The organism is Candidatus Jettenia sp. AMX1, assembly GCF_030263775.1.
In the GTDB taxonomy this organism is placed as follows: Bacteria; Planctomycetota; Brocadiia; order Brocadiales; family Brocadiaceae; genus Jettenia; species Jettenia caeni.
This window is the reverse complement of sequence record NZ_SZPP01000010.1, coordinates 33,637-55,107: the sequence shown is the minus strand read 5'-3', so window position 1 is coordinate 55,107 and position 21,471 is coordinate 33,637. Positions and strand designations below refer to the sequence as shown.

Sequence of the window (21,471 nt, the reverse complement as noted above, 5' to 3'; positions counted from 1 at the left end):
CGCAAAATGCTGATTACACAGAAGCTTTTATATCGCTATAGGACCGCTCGAACTCTTTTAATTGTTGGGATATAGATAAATGATTTGCAGGACTTATCTTATCAATGAAGAGGCAACCATTAAGATGGTCAATCTCATGCTGCCAGGCCCGTGCAGCAAGCCCTTCTGCCTCTATTTCTATTTTTTGTCCTTTAAGATTATAAGCTCGTGCTTTAATTCTTTGAGCTCGAATAACCTTACTCATAATACCCGGTAAACTTAAACAACCTTCTTCTTTACTCAATTCCCCTGTTTCTTCTATAATGGTTGGATTGATAAATACTTTATCCTCACACCTGCTATCATTTACATCGATAATAAAAAGGCGGACAGACCATCCTACCTGTGGAGCAGCCAGTCCAACTCCATTAGCCTGGCACATTAACTCCATCATCTCTTCCACTTTTTGATATACCTCTTTATTAATTTCCGTTAATGGCTTTGCTTTTTGCCGAAGCACAGGGTCGGGGTAGACAATGATATTCATTTTCCAATTTTCTCTTTATGTTTAAATCAAATATAACAGCAATTACAAATTTTTTGTATCTATAACTGTAATCTTAGATTTTTTCACGAATTTTAAATAATTGTTTATTAAATTACTTTAAATTCACTATAATAAAAAACAATAAGAAATGCAAGCCTCTTTCATTTTCCTATTGACTTTGGACCATAAATTACATAAATTATAAATCGATAATCTTTACGTATCTATTGAACAATGTTAATTTAGTAATTTAAGTTTAGGGAGTAATATAGAAAATGCCTACAACCAATTCTGCCAAAAAAAGGCTTAAACAAAATAAAAAACATAATTTGAGAAATAAAACACATAAATCTGTTTTAAAAACTCAAGTAAAGAAATTTTTAAGTTTGCTAAAAGAAGGAAATACAGAAACAGCGGCAGCAGAGCTTCGATTAACAGTAAAAAAATTGGACAAAAGCGTTGCAAAAGGAATTTTGCGCAAAAATACTGCCAACAGAAAAAAATCAAAACTAACAAAAAAGCTTAACCAGATAAAAGCTGCTTCACAACAAAAAGCTTAATCACCCCTGCAGCAGTGCCTTGAGGTGAGCTTCTATGCATAAAGGCAGATCCGAGAAATTATAACCACCCTCAAGGCATGATACAAGTCTACCGTTACAATATTTTTGTGCGGTTCTTATAACAATCTCTGTTAATATCCTAAAATCTTCCCTATCGAGGTTCAGTCCCCCAATGGGATCTTTTTTATAGGTATCAAATCCTGCTGAAATAATAATAAATTCAGGAATGAATTGATCTGCATTTTGTTTTATAACATCGGTAAATAATTCAATATACCTTTGAGATGGTATATTCGCTGGAACAGGCACATTTATTGTAAATCCTTCACCCTTGTCCCAGCCACTTTCTTCTTTTCTCCCTGAACCAGGGTAAAAAGGATATCGGTGCATAGAAAAATATAAAATCGTTGGATCATTGAAAAATGCATCCTGGGTACCATTACCGTGATGTACATCCCAATCAATGATAAAGATCCTTTCTAATTTATACTTGGATTGAATATATTTCGCAGCAACAGCTACATTATTAAAGAGGCAAAAGCCCATGCCCCTTGCAGGTGTGGCATGATGTCCTGGTGGACGTATAAGACAAAAGGCGTTTTTCTCTTCGCCTTTCATAATAAAATCTATAGCTGCTAATGGCGCTCCTACAGCATGAACAGCAGCATCATACGATGCTGCGGAAATTATAGTATCACTATCCAATTGGCCACCGCCAGTATTTGCAATGTGTTTAATAGCTTGAATATAATTTTCTGTATGGATAAGACCTATTTCTTCTAAAGAAGCAGCACGAGATTTTTCTACTCTTAATTGGTCCCAAAGCCCGGTTGCTTTAAGGTGCTTTACAGTATTTTCAAGCCTTTTGGCATTCTCAGGATGCCCATGTCCTGTATCGTGCTTTAAGAAGATATTGTCATACATGAGTATTGTCATATAAATTACCTCATTAGATACTATAAAAAGCTAAGAGCTAAGGCAAGTTTTTCTTGAAATTGATTTACAAATCTGTTATTTTGTTGCCTTCAATATTTGCTTAACCTAAGTCCAATTACCTATTTAATATTTATCAAGATGGCAATAAATTGATATTATGAGTATTGTTAGGAGTTTCTAAAATATGAGAAATTTCTTAGTTAATCTTTTTGAACGATTAGAAACGGGTATTCATAAATCCAACGGAAATGGCAATGGAAAACACCTTATTTCGGAATTACCGAAACACAAATTAATATTTGAAAATACATTTCCCGGTGTCCCTGCATCTACTCTATCAACAAAAAATCCGTTAGATAGCGCTATACAAAGATCGCAACAATATATTCTTAGAGAACAAAACAAAACTGATGGACACTGGGTAGGAATCTTAGAGGCGGATACCACCTTAACATCAGATTATATCATGCTGATGCATTTCCTTGCTAAAGTAGACCATGAGAAGCAAAAAAAAGCTGCAAGACTAATCCTCGATCATCAACTTCCTGATGGCGGTTGGAATATCTATTATGGAGGACCAAGTGAAATCAGCGCCTCAGTAAAGGCCTATTTTGCCTTAAAACTGGCTGGATATTCTGCTAATGAATCTGTTATGCAAAAAGCCAGAAAATGCATCCTGGATATGGGTGGTATCATGCGGGCTAATTGTTTTACGAAAATTTACCTGGCTATGTTTGGGCAAGTTGATTGGCAGGCAGTGCCGGCAGTTCCCGCCGAAATGATACTATTTCCCCCTGGTTTTTATTTTAGTATTTATGAGATGTCTTATTGGTCGAGGTGCATTGTTGTCCCCCTTTCTATTGCTATTGCAAAAAAACCACATATTCCGGTAGACGATGATTTGCTGAGCGAACTTTATCTCATCCCACGCAATAAAGTGGTTTACCGAATAAAGAGAAATCAATCAGGATGGTGTTGGCATAATTTCTTTATTGATGCCGATAGCATCTTTAGAAGATACGAACAGCAGCCTATTAAGTTCATCAGGCAGATAGCCCTGAAAAAGGCGGAAAAATGGATGCTGGATCATATGGATAATTCTGGTGGGCTAGGAGCTATATGGCCGGGAATTATCAATTCTATTTTTGCGATGAAATGTCTTAACTATCCGGAAGATCACCCCGCATTGCTAAGTCAATTGAAAGAGGTGGAGAATCTGATTATTTATGAAACAGACAGGCTTTATTTGCAACCATGTGTATCACCTGTTTGGGATACAGCGTGGGCGATTATAGCACTTCACGAGTCAGGAATTCCCAATACCCATCCATCATTACAAAAAGCAGGGCGGTGGCTCCTGAGTAAAGAAGTCAGGAATTTCGGGGATTGGACTTTAAAGTGCAAGGTAGAAGAGCCGAGTGGCTGGTACTTCCAATATGCAAACGAATTTTATCCCGACACGGACGATAGCGCTGCTGTACTTATGGCATTGCAACGAGTATCATTACCGGAAAGTGCGCATAAAGAAAGAACCTTTTTACGCGGATTAAAGTGGCTTCAGGCTATGCAATGTGATGATGGCGGATGGGGAGCATTTGACCGTAATAACAATAAGGCGATTTTAAATCATATACCTTTTGCTGATTTCAATGCATTATTAGACCCAAGCACCAGTGATGTAACAGGCCGATGTCTGGAATTTTTGGGCCGGGTAGGATTTAGCAACACCTACACCAATATTCGATCAGCCATAGAATTTCTTCAAAAAGAGCAAGAAAAAGACGGATCCTGGTTTGGGCGTTGGGGTGCAAACTATATCTACGGCACGTGGTCTGTACTTTCCGGACTCTCAACCGCTGGAGAGGATATGGACAAGCCATACATCAAAAAGGCTGTTGAGTGGCTGAGAAAATCTCAAAACTCAGACGGAGGGTGGGGTGAAACTATAAAATCGTACGATGACCCATCCCTTAAGGCAATTGGTAAGAGTACACCATCACAAACGGCATGGGCATTATTAGCATTCTTTGCAGTCAATGAGATAAAATCAGATGCCGTAGAAAGGGGAATAAAATTTCTCTTAAACGGGCAGAAAGAGGACGGAAGTTGGGATGAAACTGAATTTACAGCAACTGGTTTTCCGAAAGTTTTTTACTTAAAATATCATATGTATCGGAACTATTTTCCTTTATTAGCATTAAGCAGATATCGAAATCTTATCCAAAAATTATAGCGCAGGAAATATACAATAATTATAGTACTCAAGATATGAAACCGAACGTATTTCTGATAGGGTGGCACGGACAAACTCGTTTGTCCGTGATGGCACAATCAAATCATGACTCATTGTATTTGGTTTCATTATATTCCGTCCGGTTTCATCTATTTGATACTATAAGTAGGGCAAAGGGCTTTAGCCTTGCACATGTGTAGCCCGGGGAGCAAAAGTGCAAACCTAAAGGTTTGCCCTACGTATGATTAAAATAGAGACATATTTTCATAGAACTACGGTTATTCTGAGTCATGAAATGATACAGAATCCCAATGTTAAAATCCCTATTTCTAGCGAAAACTCCATTTAGTCATTTCTATAATATCAGACAATCGCTTTCCACTTTCTAATACCACGGTAGGCTCAAAACCGCAATGCATCATACAATTCTTACAGCGCGGGTCATCTCCCTCCTGATATTTTTTCCAATCCGTATGTTTCATATATTCATTGAAGGTTTTATAATGAGTATCGGTAATAAGGTAGCAAGGACTTTTCCAGCCTAAATAATTTCTCGTTGGATTTCCCCAGGGTGTACACTTCAGGGATCTTTCACCCTTTAAAAATTTTAAATACAGAGGCGAATTTAATACTTTATATTTCTTTGAAATTCTGTAAATAAACCCAAATTTTTCCTGCACTTCTTTTCGGCAAAGAAATATCTCGTTCTCATTATGCTCAAAACTAAAACCAGGAGAGACCAGCATACCATCCACTCCTAATCCTTGTAAAAATGAAAATAACTCTTTAATCTCATCCTTGCTGGTATTTTTATAAATAGTGGTATTTGTGCAAACCTTAAATCCTGCCTGTTTTGCTTCCCGGATAGCACTCGTTGCCCGTTTAAAAACTCCTTTTCCGGCAATAGCATCGTGCGTGTCAGCAAGGCCGTCGATATGGACATTGATATTAAAATATTTATTTGGTTTTAGTTTTTTTATAGCATCCTCTAATAAAATTCCGTTGGTACATAAATAAATATGCCGTTTTTTATTCAAAATATTGCTGATAATCTTATCAATTTCCGGATGCATGAGAGGCTCTCCCCCGGTAATGGAAACAACAGGCACCGGACATTCGTTCACCGCCTCAACACATTCCCCGACACTTAACATTTCCCGCATCGTTTCCTTGTATTCTCGTATACGGCCACAACCCTCACAAGCAAGGTTACAGAGATGGGTAACCTCCAGCATCAATACCAGAGGGAATTTTTTTCTGGATAAGAATTTATTCTTAATTAAATATCTTGCCAATGAAGAACTTAATGATAGTGATACCCTCATAACGGATAGAACTCCATTTATATAAAGAAGAACTAGTGATCCAAATTAACGAATTACAAGTACATGATGCTATACCAATTATAGAGTACAGTCAAGGATTATTTAAAGTGCAGTTTCCAGCAAATTTTATATAATTTTTTATAATTGTATTGAAAATTGTAATTAAATTTGATTCCATTTACTATTCATTTCTTAATTACATGAGAAAATCTATGATAGCTATATTTTTTGCATTAAGCCAAGAAATATCATCCTTAAAATCACAGGTAAATATTTTAAAAAAGATTCGGCATGCCAATGCAGTATTCTATCAATCAGAATTTTGCGGTTTTCCAATAACCCTCGTTCAGACAGGTATAGGAAAAAACGTATCAGAATCCGTCCAACATTTATCAAAATATTTTAGAATACAGTTAATGGTCTCGTCTGGTTTTGCAGGTAGTGTAAATTCTCAAGTTAATGTTGGAGATTTAGTTATAGGAAAACAGGTTCTTTATTCGCTCCAGGAATCGATGGAAGGAGAAATTCAAATTGATTCGATATTTCCTGGCGATACTCCGGTTGTAGATCTGGCTGTTAAATTATGCAGTAACAATGCCTTTAAATCACATTGCGGAGATATCTTAACCGTTAACAAAATAATCCGTCAATCCGTACTTAAGAAGCACATCGGAAACCAAACTTCGGCAATAGCCGTTGATATGGAATCATTCGCTATAGCAGAACGAGCTAATGCTATGGGAATTCCCTTTGTTATTATACGGTCTATCTCTGATGGATTAGAGGATGATATGGAAATAGATGAAAATATGGTAACTGAGCGTGGAAATGTTAATATACCAGCCACAGCACGCCATTTATTCAATAAACCTCATCATATCCCTTACCTTAACAGGCTCCGTAAGCAAACAAAATTAGCTACAAACACTTTATCAGTATTCTTCCCAAATTTTATTACACAAGTGTATAACTCTTTGCTAACATGAAATTATATAAAGGTGAATAATGTCACATAAGAAAATTGGTATTGTAATGGGTAGCGACTCAGACCTTACGATAATGAGAGAAGCTATAAATATCCTAAAGGAATTTGGGATAGATTTTGATGTAAACATCATATCTGCACACCGTTCTCCGGAAAGAGCTCATGCTTATTCAACAGAGGCAGAAAAGAACTATGAAATAATTATTGCGGGCGCAGGCGGAGCCGCACACCTGGCAGGAGTTATTGCAAGTCTAACCCCGATCCCTGTTATTGGCGTCCCTATGCTAACCTCTGGACTAGGCGGATTAGATTCGCTTCTTTCCATGGTACAAATGCCGTCAGGTGTCCCTGTGCCTACCATGGGTATTGGAAAGTCCGGAGCTATCAATGCCGCACTATTAGCAGTACAGATACTCAGCATATCAAATGAACAATTAAGGCAAAAAATGGTTCTTTATAAAAAAAATTTATCAGATGAAGTAGCAAGAAAAGATAAAAAAACAAGAGAAGAACTTAAATTATTATAGGCCTGCGGAGATTGCAATTGTATAAAAAGAAAAGTACAACTACCAAGAGCGTAAAATGAGAGAAGGATTTCTAACGTTTTCCTTCGAAAGCTCTCGTGGATAAGTTTTTGATAATACTCAATATGAAACAAGGGAGATGGAATGCCGTTACCAACTATCGAATGGGAAGGGGATATCAAAGGTCGTATCCGGCTTATTGATCAAACCCTGTTACCAAATGAATTGAAATTCGTTTATTGTGAAGATATAAAAAGCATTTGGCATGCGATTAAAACCCTTATGGTAAGGGGTGCGCCAGCTATTGGTATCGCTGGCGCTATGGGGGTTATTTTAGGTATTAGAGATATACATACAAAGGATATGGATACGTTCTTAAAAGAACTCAGGCAGGTCGTTACCTACTTAGGTTCATCACGTCCCACAGCGGTTAACCTCTTTTGGGGACTTACCCGTATGGAACGTATTGCCCAGGAAAATAAGAAAAGGTCTGTCCATGAAATAAAAGAAGCACTCTTACAAGAAGCGCTCAAGATACAAAATGAAGATAAGATAATTTGCAGGCAAATTGGAGAAAATGGCGCCGGATTTATAAAAGACGGAAATGGTATCCTGACACATTGCAATGCAGGCGGCTTAGCAACTGCGGATTATGGGACTGCGTTAGCCGTTCTATTTCGTGCCAAAGAACAAGGAAAACGTATTCATGTCTATGCGGATGAAACCCGCCCTCTGTTACAGGGATCAAGATTAACGGCCTGGGAACTTATGCATGCAGGAATAGCCGTTACCCTGATTTGTGATAATATGGCAGCACATGTAATGAAACAGGGAAAAGTACATGGTGTAATTGTTGGAGCTGATCGAATAGCCGCCAACGGTGATACCGCAAATAAAATTGGCACTTATGGAGTTTCCATCCTGGCAAAAGAACATGGAATTCCCTTTTACGTTGCAGCGCCTGTCTCAACATTCGATTTGAGCATAAAATCAGGAAATGATATCCCTATTGAAGAACGTTCCCCTGAAGAAATTACCAACGGATTTGGCAGGAGAACTGCGCCTGAAGGGGTTGCCGTCTTTAACCCTGCATTTGATGTCACCCCTGCGAAAAACATCACTGCTATTATTACTGAAAAAGGGGTGATTCATAAGCCTTCTCATGAAAGTATACAGTATCTACTAGGAAAACATACTTCATGAAAATGAGAATTCTCCTATAACATAAACTTAGCCAAATGTGGGTAAAAACTTACCAAAAAGCTTTACAGGGATAACACTATATTAATGAATAGAGGAGGTTTTATATGCACATTCACGGGCGTATTTTACAGGCATTATTAACAGGTGGTATATTCTTGTTTTTCCTTGTCGGTTGCGGTAGTGATCGTGTTAATATAGAATTTAAAACCTCTCCAGATATCTACGTCGATGACTCAAAAACAGATCCCGATAAATTAAATAAAGAACTCGAATACGATCTCAGAGAAGCAGAGAAAAAACGAAGGCAAAAGGAGCGTGAGGCGGCAGACAAGGCTAAGGAAGAGGCTGAAAAAAAGGCAAAGACGGAACAAAATACACAAGAGCAAATACCTGAAGAAGAAACGAATCAATTAAATAAAGATGATTAGCCAATACCGCAATAATAACTTAACGGAAGTTCTGGTGTATACGAGTATCTTGTTAAGGTAATTGATAATAATAATGGTTCAATCTTCCTTATCTAAAATTCTCACCATAGCCGGTTCCGATACAAGCGGTGGCGCAGGAATACAGGCAGATATGAAAACTATCACAGCATTGGGAGGATATGCAACTACTGTCATTACTGCATTAACTGCCCAAAATAGCCTTGGTGTTCACTCTATTTTTGAAATACCAGCATTTTTTATAGGACAACAAATAGATGCGGTTATGATGGATATAGGTGCGGATGCTATCAAAACAGGAATGCTTATGAGTAAAGATGCCGTGGAAATGGTTAGTTCAAAAATAAAAGAGTATAACACTAAACGTATAGTCGTAGATCCTGTCATGCTTTCCAAAAATGAAAAGCGATTGTTATCTCCTGATGCCACACACGTCCTCACATCGCAATTGTTTCCATTATCCCTCATAGTAACGCCAAATATTCCGGAAGCAGAATATATCTCCGGATTAAAGATAAGGAATTTTTCTCATGCAGAAGAAGCTGCCCGACGTATTCATCAATTAGGTCCTCTCTCTATACTTATAAAAGGCGGACATGCAGAAAGATCATGGGAGAATGGAAAATATAAGGATAAAGTCGTTGATATTTTATACGATGGAAAATCTTTTGAGTATATTGAGGGTGAATATATACCAACAAAAAATACCCACGGTACAGGATGCACCTATGCCTCGGCAATAGCTACTTACCTGGCAAAGGAAAGCAGCTTAATAGATGCTGTTACGCAGGCAAAAAAATTTATTACCGCAGCCATTAAAAAATCATTGAATCCTGGCAAAGGGTATGGGACATTGAACCAATTTGAAGCAGTACAATTCCCTTGAATTACCCATGCTCGATTGGTATAATTTTATTTCTATACTTAAGATATTTTTATAAAATCTATTTTTTACGTGTTTTGGAGTATTCATCCTCAGCATTTCTATGGTAAATTGACTTATTTGCGGCTTACCGCAATATGCACTTGTTTTGTATTGAGGATTTACTAATATGCAACAAGTTGCTGCATTAGAATCTAGTGTACTGGTATTAAATAAGTTTTTCATGGCTCTGCATGTAGTTTCAGCAAAGAGGGCATTTGCTTTACTATGCAAAGAGACAGCAGAGGTTATTTCCATAGATGATGGAAAATTCAGTTCCTATAATTTTGAAAATTGGAAAGACGTCTCTCTTTACAAAGCAAAATCAGGTTTACCTGAAGAGGATAATGTAAGTTGGATCAGAACTGTTTCTTTTGAAATTGAGGTACCAAAAATTATCCGCCTTTTATTTTATGATAAACTTCCTCAATCCAGTGTAAAGTTCAACAGGCGTAATATATTTGCCCGAGACGAGAATAAATGTCAATACTGCGGTCAACGATTTCCAACATCCGAACTTAGTTTGGATCATATTGTACCAAAAACATATCATGGGAAAACTACTTGGACAAATATTGTATGCGCCTGTACGGAATGTAACAAAAAGAAAGGTGGCAGAACCCCTGAACAGGCAGGAATGAGGTTAAAACGAAAACCTGTTAAACCTAAGCATAGTCCAATACTCAGCTTGAAACTTCGTTCTGATAAATACCGCTCATGGAAACAATTTTTAGATGAGGCGTATTGGTCAGTTCCATTGAAATAAATCCTGTATTTGCATAGATTCAGAATTTAAAATTTTTTTCTTTTATACCATTTGTTTATTTCTCTTTTTAGAGAATATTATGTAAAAATTGTGGTAGAGGGAAATCCCGATATTCATTTCAGAATAATTCGGAATGTGCTCTATCTGCTCTCAAAAATATACGGGTTTGTAGTTAAAACTCGTATTTTTTTTTATAAGGAAGGTATCTTCAAGAGCATACGCCTCCCTATCCCTGTAATTAGCGTGGGGAATATTACTACAGGGGGAACTGGCAAGACGCCAATCGTTGAATACATCTCAAGATATTTACAAGAAAGAAACAGAAGAGTTGTTATTCTCAGCAGGGGTTATGCGGCTAACTTACGGCAGGAACACAATTTTCCGGCCAACAAAGCTTGTAATGATGAGTATCTTTTACTGAAAGAAAATATTCCTGATATTCCAAATTTATTGAGTAAAGATAGGGTTAAAAGCGGATTAGAAGCTATCAGGCGTTTTAAGGCTGAATATGTAGTATTGGACGATGGGTTTCAACATCTTCGCCTTACAAGAGACCTGAATATCGTAATTATTGATACCCTGAATCCCTTTGGATATGAACACATGGTCCCACGCGGGATGTTGCGAGAGCCGCTTAAGGAACTAAGAAGGGCCGATATGATCATTCTTACCCATGCAGATCAATGCGCCCCTGATAAAATCGGGTTTATTGTTGATCGTTTGCATGAATTTGCGGGATATATTCCTGTAATAGAGACAATTCACAAACCTACGTATTTAGAATCGGTAAAAGATGGCAAACTATTAGATATTAATTATTTAAAGGGTAAAAGAGTCTTTGGATTTTGTGCCATAGGTAATCCGCTATCATTCAGAAAGAGTATCGAAGGGTTAGGGGCAGAACTGCTTGGCCTTCGTATATTTCCAGATCACCACCACTATACCTCTTCTGAACTCATAGCATTAAATAAAGAAATGGGCGGTATACAGCCAGACGCAATTATTATTACCCAAAAAGATAAAGTAAAAATACGGGATAACTCTGATATATGGGATTTCCCATTGTGGACGTTAAAGATGGAAATATGTATTGTAAAAGATTATGAGATTTTTGAAAATAAGATCAACGCTATTTTGAATTGAAAGGAGAAATAAAATGGCTCATAAAATTACCGATGATTGTATAAATTGTGGAGCATGCGAGAGCGAATGCCCTGTAAATGCTATAGCAGAATCAGGAGAGAAGAGGATAATTGATGCAGATACCTGTACTGATTGTGGCAGCTGTGTATCCGTATGTCCTGTTGAAGCAATTCTTGTTCCTTAACGACAAGGAGGCGGATTCTTGTTTATCAAAGAATCCCTAAGATGTGAAAATTCTGGCGTCGATAAAAGTTAATCTGTTAGCTTCAAGGAAGGAACAGGGCTGGTGAAACAGCGGGAACAAAAGCATTCTTCGTTTAAACCTTTAGACTTAAGTAAGATTAAGACATATTCGATAAAAGAACGAAAGAATCTTTCAAGTATCAATGTATTTTCCAAGCCTGTTTTACCTTCAGATGGAATACATGCCTTTTTCAAATCCCTACCAGAAATTTTAGCATCCGCAAACCTTCGGAAAATAATTCATGCAATAGTCCAGGCATATCAGAATGAGCATCATGTAGTAATGGCTATTGGCGCACATGTTATAAAATGCGGTTTGTCACCATTAATTATAGATCTCATGAAAAGAAATGTGGTAACGGCTCTTGCCATGAACGGCGCTGCTGCGATTCACGATTACGAAATCTCACTCATCGGAGCAACTTCTGAAGACGTAGCAGCAAGCTTAAAAGACGGTAGTTTTGGTATGGCAAAAGAAACAGCCGGAGCGTTTCAAATTGCATCCGCAAAAGGTATAACAGAAAACATAGGACTTGGACGGGCGCTGGGAAATAGAATACATGAAGAAAAAAATGAGTATAATGATCTTAGTTTGTTGGCCTGGGGTGCACGATTAAACATCCCCATTACCGTCCATGTTGCATTAGGGACAGATACCATCCACATGCACCCGAATATTTCGGGAAAAGACTTAGGAGAATCAAGCCACATTGATTTTAAAATCCTCGCTTCCGTCGTTTCGGAATTAGAAGGAGGGGTATGGTTAAATATAGGTTCTGCAGTTATTATGCCCGAAGTCTTTCTCAAAGCAATTGGTATTGCGAGAAATCTGGGTTATAAGGTTGAAAATTTTACAACCGTAAATATGGACATGATTCAACATTATAGACCAAGAACAAATGTCTTAAAAAGACCCACTCAGTATGGATACGAAATCACAGGCCACCATGAGATTATGTTACCACTATTGAGAATGGGTATTCTCTCACAACTTGGTACAGGAGATGAGTAAAGCAAAAGTCCTTTTACAAATATATCAAAAGATGTTTGATACTTTAGGCCCACAATACTGGTGGCCCGGAGAAACCCCCTTTGAGATTATTATTGGTGCTATACTAACACAAAATACCAGCTGGTCTAATGTCGAAAAGGCTATCAGGAATCTTAAGAATACCGGGAAGCTTACCCCAGAAGCAATACATGAGTTGAATGTAACAGAGTTATCGCAGCTTATACGCCCCTCTGGCTTTTTTAATGTCAAGGCAAGGCGTATAAAAACGTTCATGGACTGGTTATTCTCAAACTACGGAGGTAGCCTATCAAGGTTGTTTGCTCAGGATTTGCAAACACTTCGAAGTGAATTACTCGCCGTGAAAGGTATCGGACCAGAAACAGCAGATTCTATTCTGTTATATGCAGGAAATTTGCCCACATTTGTTGTAGATACATACACCTATAGAATCTTTTCACGGCATGGATTTATTCCTGAAGAGAGTTCCTATGATGAGATTAAATCTCTCTTTGAGGAAAATCTGCCAAAAGATGTAAAATTATTTAACGAATACCATGCCTTATTAGTAAATACAGGAAAGATGTTTTGTAAGCCCAAGAAGTTCTGCGAACAGTGTCCTTTAAAAGAATTTTTATAAGATATCTCTATTAGAGATAATGCGAGGCATGGCAAGATTATTTATGGAGCAAATAAAATGATACGTAATGAGGTGTTGATAAAAGGCGGTCATGTTGTGGACCCTGCAACAGGGATTGATAGTCGTGCAGACATCTTTATCAAGGATGGTAAGATTAAAGCGATTTCAAGCGATATTAGGGTAAATAACGACGTTACCATTATCGACGCAACTCTTAAATATGTAGTCCCTGGCTTGATCGATTGCCATACCCATCTTCGCGAGCCTGGCTTAGAGTATAAAGAGACCATTGAAACAGGTTCCCGGGCTGCCGCAAAGGGTGGTTATACAACTCTGATATGCGAACCAAATACAATTCCCCCTATTGATTCATTAGAAATGGTAGACTCCTTAATGGAAAAGGTTTGCCAAAAGAGTGTAGTCAATATCTATACAAAGGCGTGTATTACAAAGGGATTATTAGGAGAAGAACTAACGGATATTAAAGCGCTATCGAAGGATAAACGCGTTAGAGCCTTGTCTGATGACGGCAATCCGGTATTTTACGAAACATTAATGAAAAAAGCTTGCGAATTGGCTGCACAAAACAACATTGTTATAAGTCCTCATTGTGAGGATTCTCAAATTTCTCTGGATAAAGCAAAAGAAAATCACAACGTGGCATATTTTCCAGGTAAGCCGTTCTGCCATGAAACCGATTTCATTATCCGTGAGATTAAATGTACCGAACAAGCGAAAGGGTGGCTACACATCTCGCATGTTAGTTTAAAAAGTTCTCTGGAGGTTATTCAGCAGGCCAAAGAAAGAAATCTTGCAAGAATAACGTGCGAAGTCACCCCCCATCATTTACTATTGGACGAAAATTTCAAAAATATGAATGGGAATGCACCCAAAACCAATCCCCCTTTACGCTCACAGAAAGATGTAGAAGCACTCCAAAACGGCGTGTCAAATAATGATGTAGTCGATGTCATTGCTACAGATCATGCTCCGCATACCCATAAGGATATCAAAAATGGCGCATCTGGTATTGTAGGACTCGAAACCGCACTGAGTGTTATTCTCACGAAACTTGTTCATCCCGGTATTTTATCACTGAAAAAAGTTATTCAAAAAATGTCTACCAATCCGGCTCAAATATTTAAGATTCATGGGGGCAGTTTAGCAGTTGGTATGCCTGCCGATATTACTATTATTGATCTGAATAAGGAATGGATCGTGGATGTCGAAAAATTTGAATCAAAAGCAAGAAATTGTCCTTTCAATGGCTGGACGTTAAAAGGCAAAGTAGTAACCACCCTCATTGGTGGAAAAGTAGTTTTTGATAATTGCTCGATTTTATGTTAATTATTATTGATGGCTATAATTTCATATTTACAGTGCCAGAGTTGGAGAAGTACGTAGAAGGAAACCATATAGAACCGGTTCGTAACTATGTAATTTCATTGCTCTCGAAGTACAAAGAAAAAAAACATTATGAAATAATTATCGTATTTGATGGTAATTGTACTGAAGTTATCTTACCAAAAAAGCAAACATACTCCGGCATTACCGTAGTTTATTCAAAATCTGGCATTAATGCCGATACCGAAATAAAAAATATCACAAGCCTGTGCCAAAATCCCAAAGATGTTCGTATTGTAACGTATGATAACGATATAAAAAGACATGTGAAAAAATGTGGCTGTCAGATTATTGAACCAAAAATATTCTATAAAGAAATTCTAGAAATTATAAACAAAACCAAAAAACGGGGATGTGATGAATATGAAGATAAACAAAACGGTTTATCAGAAAAAGATTCAAAATACTGGAAGGATATTTTTAAAGATATTTCTCCAGAAGAACTAAAATCAAATATCAAGAAAGCAGATATACCAAAGATAAAGAATAAAAAAGGGAACCCCCCCTGTAGTACAGGTGAACCACTGTATAAGTACCAGGGACCCTCTCCCGATGAGAATCACTATTGGCTTCGTGTATTTAAAGGAATCGAAAAGGATGAACATAAAGATTAAAATACCCTGGATTTTTAGATGCATATTGACCTTAGCTTATGCTTATTGTATATATCTTGCATCTTCCGAAGATACCTCTTCTGTTCCCCTTCCGCCTTATACCGACAAGCTCATTCATTTTGTAGAATTTGGTTTATTATGCTTTATGATATGCTGGTCATTTTCCCCTGTTCTCATGGGAACTAAGATGATATATAAGACTATTCTGGCAATTGGCATCACCTCTCTTTATGGTATGTCAGATGAATTCCATCAATACTTCACCCCCCATCGTTCTGTAAATATCTCTGATTGGTTAGCAGACACCGCCGGCGCCATCACTGCTGGTTTTTTATGGCAATTGCTAGCGCCTAAGCGGCAAACGAAAGAGAAATTACTAACCGCTAAAAGAAGCTCAAATCCAGACAGGAATAGAATAAACACCTGAATTAAGGAAATATCCTTTTCCTGTTATCCATAAAATATAATAACTTTTCCCAACATCTTTTCATATTGTCGTTTAACTGATATAATTGTTTTATTATGACTCTGTTAGACATTAAACCTTATCCTTGTTTAAAATCCTCACAAGATATCAAAAAGTGGTATGAGGAGAACTATCATTTACTCTCACTCAGTGGACTCTGGTTAAAAGGTGGAGAACCTAATACCATGGATGCTGCCTTGTTTACTCAGGCAGAACTGAGATTTCTCGTCTGCCGATTATCAACCTATCGCGATGTATCAGTCTCTATCTCTCATTCCCTGATAGCTCAAATTGCCCAAGAGGTTAAAGGGGTTTTTGTAGATTTTGCCTTCCTTCCACCACCAAAGGACATGGAGATAATGAACGATTCAAAAATCCCGCTTTGGTTAGGCATAACTACCAAAGAACCAGCCTGTGCATTTGATATACTTGGTATCAGTAATTCATTTGTACTCGAGCTATTGAATTTGCCAGGACTCTTACATTTTTCAGGTATCCCAATCTTCAAAAATAAACGCATGATCCGGCCTGATATTCCACTGATTATCCTTGGTGGCGCCAATGCGGCAGTTACATCAGTGTTACACGGACCCATAAAGGATCAGGGATTTGAGAATAACTATGGACTTGTAGATGCGGTAATTATTGGCGAAGGGGAACATGCCATAAAACAATTTCTGGAGATAGTAAAAGAAGGAAAGTCCTTGGGTTTAAGTAAAGCAGAAATTCTGAATTCCTGTCATGGAAAGGTAGATGGATTCTACGAACCCGATAAATACGAACATCAATATACGATGATTGTACAAAATTATTCAGAACAAGAACTAGGAGAAAAAACGGGCAGTGAGCAAGTTGAAAAACCATCCCCCTCATCCTCTCTTTGCGAAAAGGAGACAAAAATTCCCCTTTCGAATGAAAAAGGTTTAGTGGGAATCGTACCGAGAGAGCCGTATGTATCATATCCTGTAAAAGGCGCAATTGTATATAACCTTGATCAGACAAAAACGATGGAATCATGCCCTCTATGGTATGATCCGGAAAGTTTGGGCACGGGAAGCCTGCAAATTAGCAACGGATGCCCATGCTTTTGTGCCTTTTGCGCTGAAAGTTGGGAGAGAAAACCATATCGTGAACGATCTCTACCAAAACTTTTAGAAGGATTGCGGTCTGCAAAAGCACATCAAGGACTCGATACCGTTAACCTCCTGAGCTTTAATTTTAATACCCATGAAGAATTGTATCCCATGGTTTTATCTTTTTATGAGGAAACAGCCAATATTAGCCTGAAAAGCCAACGATTCGATTTGCTATCCACAGACCGCTTCCTTGTAGAGGTGTTACAGATAATTGGAAAGACAACGGTTAGCTGCGGAATGGAAGGTATCAGCGAACGATTACGGCGCTATCTGCACAAGAACCTTACCGAGGAACAAGTCTACAAGGCATGTGAATTCTTATTTGAGAGAGGCATCAGAGAACTAAAGATTTTTTTAATTAGTACCGGACTGGAACAAGAGGAAGATTTCTTAGAGTTTGAAAAATTTGTAAAACGCCTGGCAGATTTAAAAAGCATGTGTAGGAGCAACGTGCGTAGTATTTTCAGCCTAACCCCTCTGTATTATTCACCCCATACCCCTTTAGAATTTCATACGTGCATAACAGTTCTTGAAGATACAAAGAAGATACGAAAGAAGGTTGAACATATATGCAAGCTACACGGTATGGAATTCCGGGAAAGCGCTTCACATGAGGAATCATGGCTTACACAATTACTAGCTATGGGCGACAGACGATTAACACCAGCCCTTGTCCGTTCATCGATTACAGATGGCTTCACCTATTATAACAACATACCAAATCAAATAATCAAAACCTGGCGTACTTATTTAACAGAATTGGGATTATCAGAAGGGCATTACTTTCGCGCAAAGGGAAAGGACCACATCTTTCCCTGGGATGATATTGACTTGGGCGTCTCAAAGAAATTTTTGTGGGAAGAATATGAGCGCTCAATTCACTTCAGAGAACGTGACTATTGCCTGGGCCGTCCTCAGGTGGAGGCACAATGCCTCGGCTGTGGCGCTTGCCCAACCGGTGCACAGATAAAAAAAATTACCCGCCATAAAGCTTCTCAACCTTTTCTTTTAGAAGAACTTCACCGGATTTCAGAAAGCAAACGGAACAGAATTATAGTGCGATTAATTGCTGAGATAGAACCATCCATGCGATTGGTTCCAAAAAGATTTATCGGAATAGCTGTCGCTCGTGCACTCATGCTTACGATACCTGACGTTGTACCGTATTATCACTCACTGTCCGGGCATTTGAGAGATTTCGACGGGGATAAAGCAACTACAGATTTTACGTATGGCATCAATGTCTATGACCTTGCGTTTCTCTCAAAAGAGAGAATAGGAGAATTATTAAACTATGAATCGCTCTCTCAAAAACTTGCTGATATACAACAACATTGCCGCGGGTTCAGAATAAAAGAATTTGTTCTCAATCGCGGGAATATTCTGGATGTAAAATATATCCTCTACAGGGTGCATTGGAACACAGATTTTACACGATCTTTTATAGAACAAAAAATGGGAGAATATCTTCATGCTCATTATGTTAAGCACACATTACTAAAAAGGAAAGATCGTACAATATTCAAAGTAAATGCAAAAAACAAAAAGAATGCCGTAGTGCTTTATACAGAAATTAATACAACAAGCCCGTTAGAGAAATCAGATGCGGAGTTCTCTGTTTTCATGATTGTAGCGAAACGCTTCGATATCCAAACATTTCTGGAGACTTTCTATGGATTTGGAAGAAGGCGAGAGCTTATTCGTACAAAGATAGAAGCTTTAGGATACTATGGGAAATATCCTGACTTACAAAAGAGTATACGATGTATATCATGTGGTGATTACATTCAGGAAACATTTCTTGCAGGACAGCCGTTCATAGAACACCACTGTCTCATGTGCAGTATAAAATCAGAATACATATCCCAATACCAGTAGACGTTACGGTAGTTATAAATCCTACCTTGAAAAAATCCCAAAATCCGATATGAACATAGTCCTTCGAGAGCTCTAAGACAATCATATTAGCCACAGAGCCGACTATCGTTAAATTACCGGCAAAGGTACTGCTCATGGCCAGTACATACCACATACTCTTTGGGTCAATAAGCTTATCAATCCACGTTGCTGATAATAATACAAAAGGCACATTTGATACAAGGTTGGAAGCAACGATTGAGAAAATACTGAAGTGAACGATTTGACCCGGTACTGTATCTCCCAGATAAGGTATAACGGCATTGTGTGTCAGCGCTAAAAGACCAGCCTTATTAATACCACCTATAACAATAAACAATCCACAGAAAAACAATAATAACGTCCAATCAACCTTTTCCATGGCGTGTTGAGGTTTCATTCTTGATAGGACAATTAAGGCGAGTCCGCCTGTTATTGCAGAAAGGGGAAGGTTACCGGTAAAAATGAACCCTAAAAAAATAAAGAAAAGTACCAGGAGAGAATGTATGGTAAGTCTTACATCAAGTTCGGGCTTTACCAGTACAATCGAATCCAATTTTTTAAAGTTAATATCCTTTCTGAATATTGCATAAATGATCAGTATATTAGCAATAAGGCTTACTATCCCTATAGGCAGAAGATGTAAAGTAAACTCTCCATAAGATATATGCGAAAAAACACCTATTAACATATTTTGCGGGTTACCGGTAAGAGTAACCACACTTCCAATGTTAGATGAAGTAGCCAGCGCTATGAGGTAGGGAATGGGATTAAGCCTTATTTGATGTAAAGCAAGGACCAAAAGAGGAGTAAACATCAAACAAATAGTATCATTGACAAAGAGAGCGGATAGAATACCGCTGGAAAAGGATACGAAACAGAGCAAAAGGAAAGAATTTCTCGCATGAGTAACCAACAAATAAGAAAGATAATGAAAACAATTAGCCATCTTAAGATAGGCAATAAGCAGCATCATGCCAAGTAAGAGCAAAATAGTATTGAAATCGATAGCCCGATATGCCTCTTCCAGTGTTAACACACCAGTTAATACCATCAATACAGCACCGAGCAATGCGCCTGAAGGCCTGTCCAACGCATGCCATTTCATCTTTTGGGCAGAGATGATACTATAGGTAAGCGCAAAAATAAGTAACGATTTAATAAGCAATTTTTCTAATCTCTTTTACTCGCCTTAGCAAGGTTATAGATACTATAATTCTTAAACATGATGAGATAACAAAAAGTGTCAGTAATTGATAGCCAAATAGAGGAGGTATATGCGTAGCGAGAAACCCACCTAAGAGAGTACCAACACAGACCGCAAAGCCGTTGAACGTGTTAAAATAAGAAATAACGCGAGTCCGTTTTTCGGGAATTACAGAATCATACATAAAATTAGAAGAACACAGATTGAATCCTGCCCAGAATATACCTGCTAAGGTTTGAATACCTATCAGAAAATATATATTTCTTGAAAAAATCCACATGGCTGGCAGGACAGATACAACCAGACTGCATATTCTTATCATTTTTCGATTTCCCAACGCATCCGCACGATGCCCCCAATAACTCACAGCCAATATGCTGGCGAGGGGCACAATTGTAGTAATAAACGTATAGGTAATGTAAGAAAACCCAAGATCTCGAAGCATAAATACCGGAAAAAACGGAGAAGCTATAAATACTGAAAAATTAAAGGAGCTATGGAAAATTACATATTTCCCAAAATTTCCAATATTTAATCTCTGTACAAATTCTTTAAATGAAAAATAGTGTTCTTGTTTTATCTCTAAGGACGGCTCGTACATCTTACTCAGGAAATAACATGAGATGTATCTTGAAATCATAGCGATAAGAAATATGATAGTAAAACCCGTTAAGGATTCCTTTTTAAAGAGATGCAGAATATAACCAGCCAGAAACGCACTAATTACCGTTACGATGCCAACAAGTCTTCCACGTTTACTAAAAAATGACCCTCTTTTCCTGCCAGGAACGAGGTTTGCCATAAGCGACCCCCAGGCAGGATTCGCAAAAGAGGCAAAGAGTAAATATAAGGTACAGAAACAAATAAGCACATGGATTTGAGTAAATTGTGGCAGGTATGGTATAAATGCAATAGGGAATAATATGAGCGCCTGAAAGAAAACAAAGAATACAATCATTTTTTTCCTGCTTCCTACCCGCTCGGTAATATCGGCAACCTTAAGCTGTGCCAATGAAGAAATTAATTGGGTAAAGGAACTCAATAAGCCAATTTGAAAATTGCTAGCGCCCAGAGCAACAGCAAAAGGATTTATATAGTTATCCCCAAATCCAATTGTTGCAGCATACGCAACACCATCTTTCATGGAAAGGTTAAGGCTTTTTCTAACAGCAGTTTTTTCTTGTTGTTTGTCCACAACTATTCAGACCTAAGGTCAGAACAATAGCATATCACATTTCACAACATATCTACTCAAGAGGAATTTTTTATCAATAACGATAAAATTTA

21 protein-coding genes are annotated in these 21,471 nt (G+C 37.9%); 16 read left to right on the top strand and 5 right to left on the bottom strand.

All coding sequences use genetic code 11. The annotated features are described in order from the left end of the window. Positions 1-13: 13 nt before the first annotated feature. Entirely contained in the window at positions 14-526 is a 513-nt protein-coding gene (gene def, locus FBQ94_RS03735; protein WP_007220782.1) for a peptide deformylase, read from the bottom strand. Positions 527-801: 275 nt separating this feature from the next. On the opposite strand from def, the gene rpsT reads away from it, so the two are divergent. Further along, a complete protein-coding gene (rpsT, locus tag FBQ94_RS03730) occupies positions 802-1,086 on the top strand; it encodes a 30S ribosomal protein S20 (RefSeq protein WP_007220781.1) in 285 nt (94 codons plus the stop codon). Here rpsT and FBQ94_RS03725 read toward each other — a convergent pair whose 3' ends face one another. Then, positions 1,087-2,022, bottom strand: coding sequence for a histone deacetylase family protein (locus tag FBQ94_RS03725; protein WP_007220780.1), 936 nt, complete (start codon positions 2,020-2,022; stop codon positions 1,087-1,089). Positions 2,023-2,206: 184 nt separating this feature from the next. On the opposite strand from FBQ94_RS03725, the gene shc reads away from it, so the two are divergent. Continuing rightward, positions 2,207-4,255 carry a squalene--hopene cyclase gene (shc, locus tag FBQ94_RS03720; RefSeq protein ID WP_007220779.1) on the top strand — a complete coding sequence of 683 codons (2,049 nt, stop codon included), beginning with the start codon at positions 2,207-2,209 and terminating at the stop codon, positions 4,253-4,255. A 329-nt stretch (positions 4,256-4,584) separates the two neighbouring features. Here the strand turns inward: shc and hpnH are convergent, their stop codons facing one another. Next, the gene (gene hpnH / locus FBQ94_RS03715; RefSeq protein ID WP_007220778.1) at positions 4,585-5,580 is read right to left on the bottom strand and encodes an adenosyl-hopene transferase HpnH; all 996 of its coding nucleotides are present in this window, start codon (positions 5,578-5,580) and stop codon (positions 4,585-4,587) included. Positions 5,581-5,792: 212 nt separating this feature from the next. On the opposite strand from hpnH, the gene FBQ94_RS03710 reads away from it, so the two are divergent. From FBQ94_RS03710 to FBQ94_RS03645, 14 genes are all read left to right on the top strand, one after another. Further along, positions 5,793-6,566 carry a phosphorylase family protein gene (locus FBQ94_RS03710; RefSeq protein ID WP_007220777.1) on the top strand — a complete coding sequence of 258 codons (774 nt, stop codon included), beginning with the start codon at positions 5,793-5,795 and terminating at the stop codon, positions 6,564-6,566. A gap of 19 nt (positions 6,567-6,585) precedes the next feature. Continuing rightward, positions 6,586-7,092, top strand: coding sequence for a 5-(carboxyamino)imidazole ribonucleotide mutase (purE, locus tag FBQ94_RS03705; protein WP_007220776.1), 507 nt, complete (start codon positions 6,586-6,588; stop codon positions 7,090-7,092). 141 nt (positions 7,093-7,233) lie between these two features. Further along, a complete protein-coding gene (gene mtnA, locus FBQ94_RS03700; RefSeq protein ID WP_007220775.1) occupies positions 7,234-8,292 on the top strand; it encodes an S-methyl-5-thioribose-1-phosphate isomerase in 1,059 nt (352 codons plus the stop codon). A gap of 104 nt (positions 8,293-8,396) precedes the next feature. Then, positions 8,397-8,720 carry a hypothetical protein gene (locus FBQ94_RS03695; protein WP_007220774.1) on the top strand — a complete coding sequence of 108 codons (324 nt, stop codon included), beginning with the start codon at positions 8,397-8,399 and terminating at the stop codon, positions 8,718-8,720. A gap of 73 nt (positions 8,721-8,793) precedes the next feature. Then, the gene (thiD, locus tag FBQ94_RS03690; protein WP_007220773.1) at positions 8,794-9,624 is read left to right on the top strand and encodes a bifunctional hydroxymethylpyrimidine kinase/phosphomethylpyrimidine kinase; all 831 of its coding nucleotides are present in this window, start codon (positions 8,794-8,796) and stop codon (positions 9,622-9,624) included. 166 nt (positions 9,625-9,790) lie between these two features. After that, positions 9,791-10,426 carry an HNH endonuclease gene (locus FBQ94_RS03685; RefSeq protein WP_007220772.1) on the top strand — a complete coding sequence of 212 codons (636 nt, stop codon included), beginning with the start codon at positions 9,791-9,793 and terminating at the stop codon, positions 10,424-10,426. A gap of 90 nt (positions 10,427-10,516) precedes the next feature. Then, positions 10,517-11,569 carry a tetraacyldisaccharide 4'-kinase gene (lpxK, locus tag FBQ94_RS03680; protein WP_051006151.1) on the top strand — a complete coding sequence of 351 codons (1,053 nt, stop codon included), beginning with the start codon at positions 10,517-10,519 and terminating at the stop codon, positions 11,567-11,569. Positions 11,570-11,582: 13 nt separating this feature from the next. Beyond that, entirely contained in the window at positions 11,583-11,753 is a 171-nt protein-coding gene (gene fdxA / locus FBQ94_RS03675) for a 4Fe-4S ferredoxin (protein ID WP_007220770.1), read from the top strand. 102 nt (positions 11,754-11,855) lie between these two features. Continuing rightward, positions 11,856-12,824 carry a GSU2086 family protein gene (locus FBQ94_RS03670; protein ID WP_007220769.1) on the top strand — a complete coding sequence of 323 codons (969 nt, stop codon included), beginning with the start codon at positions 11,856-11,858 and terminating at the stop codon, positions 12,822-12,824. Continuing rightward, positions 12,817-13,461: an endonuclease III domain-containing protein gene (locus FBQ94_RS03665; RefSeq protein ID WP_007220768.1), complete on the top strand. Its 645-nt coding sequence runs from the start codon at positions 12,817-12,819 to the stop codon at positions 13,459-13,461. Before FBQ94_RS03670 ends, FBQ94_RS03665 begins: the two co-directional genes overlap by 8 nt. Positions 13,462-13,518: 57 nt before the next feature. Beyond that, positions 13,519-14,808, top strand: a complete 1,290-nt coding sequence (locus FBQ94_RS03660) for a dihydroorotase (protein ID WP_007220767.1) — start codon at positions 13,519-13,521, stop codon at positions 14,806-14,808. Continuing rightward, the gene (locus FBQ94_RS03655) at positions 14,802-15,479 is read left to right on the top strand and encodes an NYN domain-containing protein (RefSeq protein ID WP_007220766.1); all 678 of its coding nucleotides are present in this window, start codon (positions 14,802-14,804) and stop codon (positions 15,477-15,479) included. Before FBQ94_RS03660 ends, FBQ94_RS03655 begins: the two co-directional genes overlap by 7 nt. After that, a complete protein-coding gene (locus FBQ94_RS03650; RefSeq protein ID WP_007220765.1) occupies positions 15,463-15,906 on the top strand; it encodes a VanZ family protein in 444 nt (147 codons plus the stop codon). Before FBQ94_RS03655 ends, FBQ94_RS03650 begins: the two co-directional genes overlap by 17 nt. Positions 15,907-16,001: 95 nt before the next feature. Then, on the top strand, positions 16,002-18,959 hold the full coding sequence (locus FBQ94_RS03645; RefSeq protein ID WP_040543539.1) for a B12-binding domain-containing radical SAM protein: 2,958 nt from the start codon (positions 16,002-16,004) through the stop codon (positions 18,957-18,959). Here FBQ94_RS03645 and FBQ94_RS03640 read toward each other — a convergent pair. Together FBQ94_RS03640 and FBQ94_RS03635 are read right to left on the bottom strand one after the other, a co-directional pair. Beyond that, on the bottom strand, positions 18,916-20,145 hold the full coding sequence (locus FBQ94_RS03640; protein WP_007220763.1) for an ArsB/NhaD family transporter: 1,230 nt from the start codon (positions 20,143-20,145) through the stop codon (positions 18,916-18,918). The two genes, FBQ94_RS03645 and FBQ94_RS03640, sit on opposite strands and share 44 nt — an antisense overlap. Continuing rightward, positions 20,135-21,379, bottom strand: a complete 1,245-nt coding sequence (locus FBQ94_RS03635) for an MFS transporter (RefSeq protein ID WP_007220762.1) — start codon at positions 21,377-21,379, stop codon at positions 20,135-20,137. Before FBQ94_RS03635 ends, FBQ94_RS03640 begins: the two co-directional genes overlap by 11 nt. Positions 21,380-21,471: the final 92 nt, after the last annotated feature.